The sequence below is a fragment of the bacterium genome, assembly GCA_030654305.1.
In the GTDB taxonomy this organism is placed as follows: Bacteria; Krumholzibacteriota; Krumholzibacteriia; order LZORAL124-64-63; family LZORAL124-64-63; genus PNOJ01.
On record JAURXS010000308.1, the window covers coordinates 1 to 2,630 of the forward strand.

4 protein-coding genes are annotated in these 2,630 nt (G+C 71.4%); 3 read left to right on the forward strand and 1 reads right to left on the reverse strand.

Going from position 1 to position 2,630, the window contains the following annotated elements; all coding sequences use genetic code 11:
• Nucleotides 1–417: 417 nt before the first annotated feature.
• Entirely contained in the window at nt 418–738 is a 321-nt protein-coding gene (locus Q7W29_08845; protein MDO9171923.1) for a transcription termination factor Rho, read from the forward strand.
• A gap of 94 nt (nt 739–832) precedes the next feature.
• On the opposite strand, the gene Q7W29_08850 is transcribed toward Q7W29_08845, so the two are convergent.
• The gene (locus Q7W29_08850) at nt 833–1,210 is read right to left on the reverse strand and encodes a TraR/DksA C4-type zinc finger protein (protein ID MDO9171924.1); all 378 of its coding nucleotides are present in this window, start codon (nt 1,208–1,210) and stop codon (nt 833–835) included.
• Between the two features lie 194 nt (nt 1,211–1,404).
• Here Q7W29_08850 and Q7W29_08855 point away from each other — a divergent pair, with 194 nt between their 5' ends.
• Nucleotides 1,405–1,977 carry an ATP-binding protein gene (locus Q7W29_08855; GenBank protein MDO9171925.1) on the forward strand — a complete coding sequence of 191 codons (573 nt, stop codon included), beginning with the start codon at nt 1,405–1,407 and terminating at the stop codon, nt 1,975–1,977.
• A gap of 124 nt (nt 1,978–2,101) precedes the next feature.
• Nucleotides 2,102–2,630: hypothetical protein (locus Q7W29_08860; GenBank protein ID MDO9171926.1), on the forward strand; the 529-nt coding region annotated here is incomplete at its 3' end.

Here is a 2,630-nt window from a genome sequence, read left to right on the forward strand (position 1 = left end):
GGGCTGCAACGGGCGTGCCATCGTGTCCCGATGGGGCGCATGGGTCCCCGGCGTGCCCGTGGATGGCCGAAATTCGGATGTTGAAACTCCCGATTCAGGGGGTGCCGCGTTCCGGCAACTTGCACGGGGGCAAGTAATTGAAGGTGCGCAGTCTTCCGGCGTCCGACGCCGGCGGAGGCGTGGAACGTCGGGGCGCCCTCGTCGCCGGTTGACGCCGAGGCGGGCGGAACGGGGGCCCAAGCCGCCGCCGCCGCCTGCGGGCCCCGGGGGAGGGCTGGCTAGAAATTAGACACTTGCAGCGGTCGGGGCGGGACCCGCCGAATCGTGCAATTTGCGACGGGATCGGCTAGCATGTCGGCATCCATCCACCCACGCCGAACCGCCGCCCGATGGGGTAGGCTGCCGAGGAGGCACCGCATGGACTGGCACGAATTGCAGAAGCACAAGGTCAACGATCTGCGCGAGATGATGAAGACCCACCTGCCCGAAGTCACCGGCGTCATCGGCCTGAAGAAGGACGAGCTGGTGGAACTGCTCGCCGCCAAGCTCGGCATCGACAAGCCCCACAAGATCGTCGTCGGGCTGGACAAGACCGCGGTCAAGGGCCGGATCCGCGAACTCAAGACGAGCCGCGACGCGGCGGCGTCGGCGGGGGAGGACGTCCGGCGCAACCGGCACCGCCGCGAGATCCACCGCCTGAAGCGCCGCCTGCGCAAGGCCGCCAACCTGACGCACTGAGCCCGCGCCGCCTCGGCGCCGCGACACAAGGACGGCCGGCTCCCGGGGGAGCCGGCCGTCGTCGTCTCGCAGGCGTTCGCGAGCCGTCCCGCGCTCAGGCGGACATCTTCTCCCGCTTCTCCTGGCAGGCGATGCACAGGCGGGCCGTCGGCACGGCCAGCAGCCGTTCGACCGCGATGGCGTGGTCGCCGTCCTCGCACCGGCCGTAGGTCCCGTTCTCCAGCTTCGCGAGGGCCTCCTCGATGTCGAAGAGGTGATCGGTCTCGGCGCCGGCCAGGTGGATCATCGTCTCGTACTGGATCTCGTCGGAGCCCTGGTCGGCCATGTGGTTGGAGTGGGCCTTGCCGGAGCCGTCCCCGGTCTGGTCGTCGGCGTGCTGGATCGCCTTCGCGTGGCGGGCGATGATGCGCTGGACGCGGTCGCGCTCGGTCTGCAGGCCGTCGCGGATGCGTTCGAGATCCCGTGTCCTCATCGTACCTCCTGAACGCGCCCCCGTCGGGGGCGCCGTCTCGTTCGTCGCCGGTCCCGGGCCGCCGCCTGGCGGTCCGGAGCCCATAGAGATACCATCGGAGCGGCTCCGCCGCCAGGAGACGTTGTCCCGGAGCGAGGATTCCCGGCCGACTCCGGGCTGGACGGCGGGCCGCCGGGCCGCTATGGTCGCTCATCATGAAGATCGCGTTCATCGGCACCCACGGCGTGGGCAAGACCACCCTCTGCTTCGAGCTGGCGGCCTGCCTGAAGCGGCTCGACATCGGCGTCGACGTCGTGAAGGAGGTCGCTCGGCACTGCCCGCTGCCCATCAACCGCGACACCACCAGCGGCGCCCAGGAGTGGATCCTCCACACGCAGATCGCCTGGGAGATCGCCACGGCCGCCGCCTACCAGGCCGTGGTCTGCGACCGCTCGGTGCTCGACAACTACGCCTACATGGTCCACGCCGTCGGCCGTCGCCCCGACCTCGAACCGCTGCTGCGCCACTGGCTGGGCACCTACACGCTGCTGGTGAGGGTGCCCGTGCTCGGGGCGCCCGCCTTCGACGGCACGCGCGACACGTCAGCCGGCTTTCAGATGGGCATCGACGCCCTGATCCAGGAGCTGCTCGCGGAACTGGACCAGCCGCGGCTCGAACTGGACCCGGACGACCGCGACGGCTGGATCGGGCAGGTCCTGGAGGCGGTCGGCCTGCCCCGGCACTCGCCCCAGCTCGACCTCTTCAACGGCCTCGGCCGGCACGGCTGAGACGCCGCCGCCGCCGTCCCCAACTTCCTGCGGCTCAAGACGATATCCACGCTCAAGAACGCGCCCCGCCCGCCGATCCCTACCGGGAGAGATCCCGCACCCGACCGGCAGCAACGGTGGTGGCATGAGCGACCGCACCCTGGACATTCCCGTGCCGTCCGACGCCGTCGGCGCCGAACCCGCGCTCGCGCGCGAGGAGCGCCTCGAGACGCGCGTGCGCCGGCTCGAGGCCGAGAACGCGCAGCTGCACCGGGACCGCCTGCAGTCCGGACTGTCCGGCGGGGACCTCGTGGAGCGTCTGGGCGCCGCCGATCTCGAGGACCTGCGCCACTACCTGCGCGAAGCCCAGAAACGCCCGGAACTCTGGTGTGACGGGCGCCTGCTGCCGGTGCGCGACGTGCCGCCGGAAGCCGTCCTGGACCTGGCTGAACTGGCCTACTGGCGCCACGCGCTGGCGCGGAGCGTCGGCCTGTGCACCTGCCTGGTGCTGCGCGACGGTCGGGGGTACCGGCCGGTCGACGACGGGCGCGCCTTGACCTCCGGGAGTACCTCCGGGAGTACCGCCGGGAGCGCCGCCGCCGGCGCGGCCTGCAGCGGGGCGTGCGTCGCGGCCATCGCCGAGCAGTTCGAGACGGACCCGGACCCGGATCCCG

Bases quoted from the DNA above. Each gene is read 5' to 3' on its own strand.
- Q7W29_08845 (MDO9171923.1), top strand. From the start codon at position 418: ATGGACTGGCACGAATTGCAGAAGCACAAGGTCAACGATCTGCGCGAG.
- Q7W29_08850 (MDO9171924.1), bottom strand. From the start codon at position 1,210: ATGAGGACACGGGATCTCGAACGCATCCGCGACGGCCTGCAGACCGAG.
- Q7W29_08855 (MDO9171925.1), top strand. From the start codon at position 1,405: ATGAAGATCGCGTTCATCGGCACCCACGGCGTGGGCAAGACCACCCTC.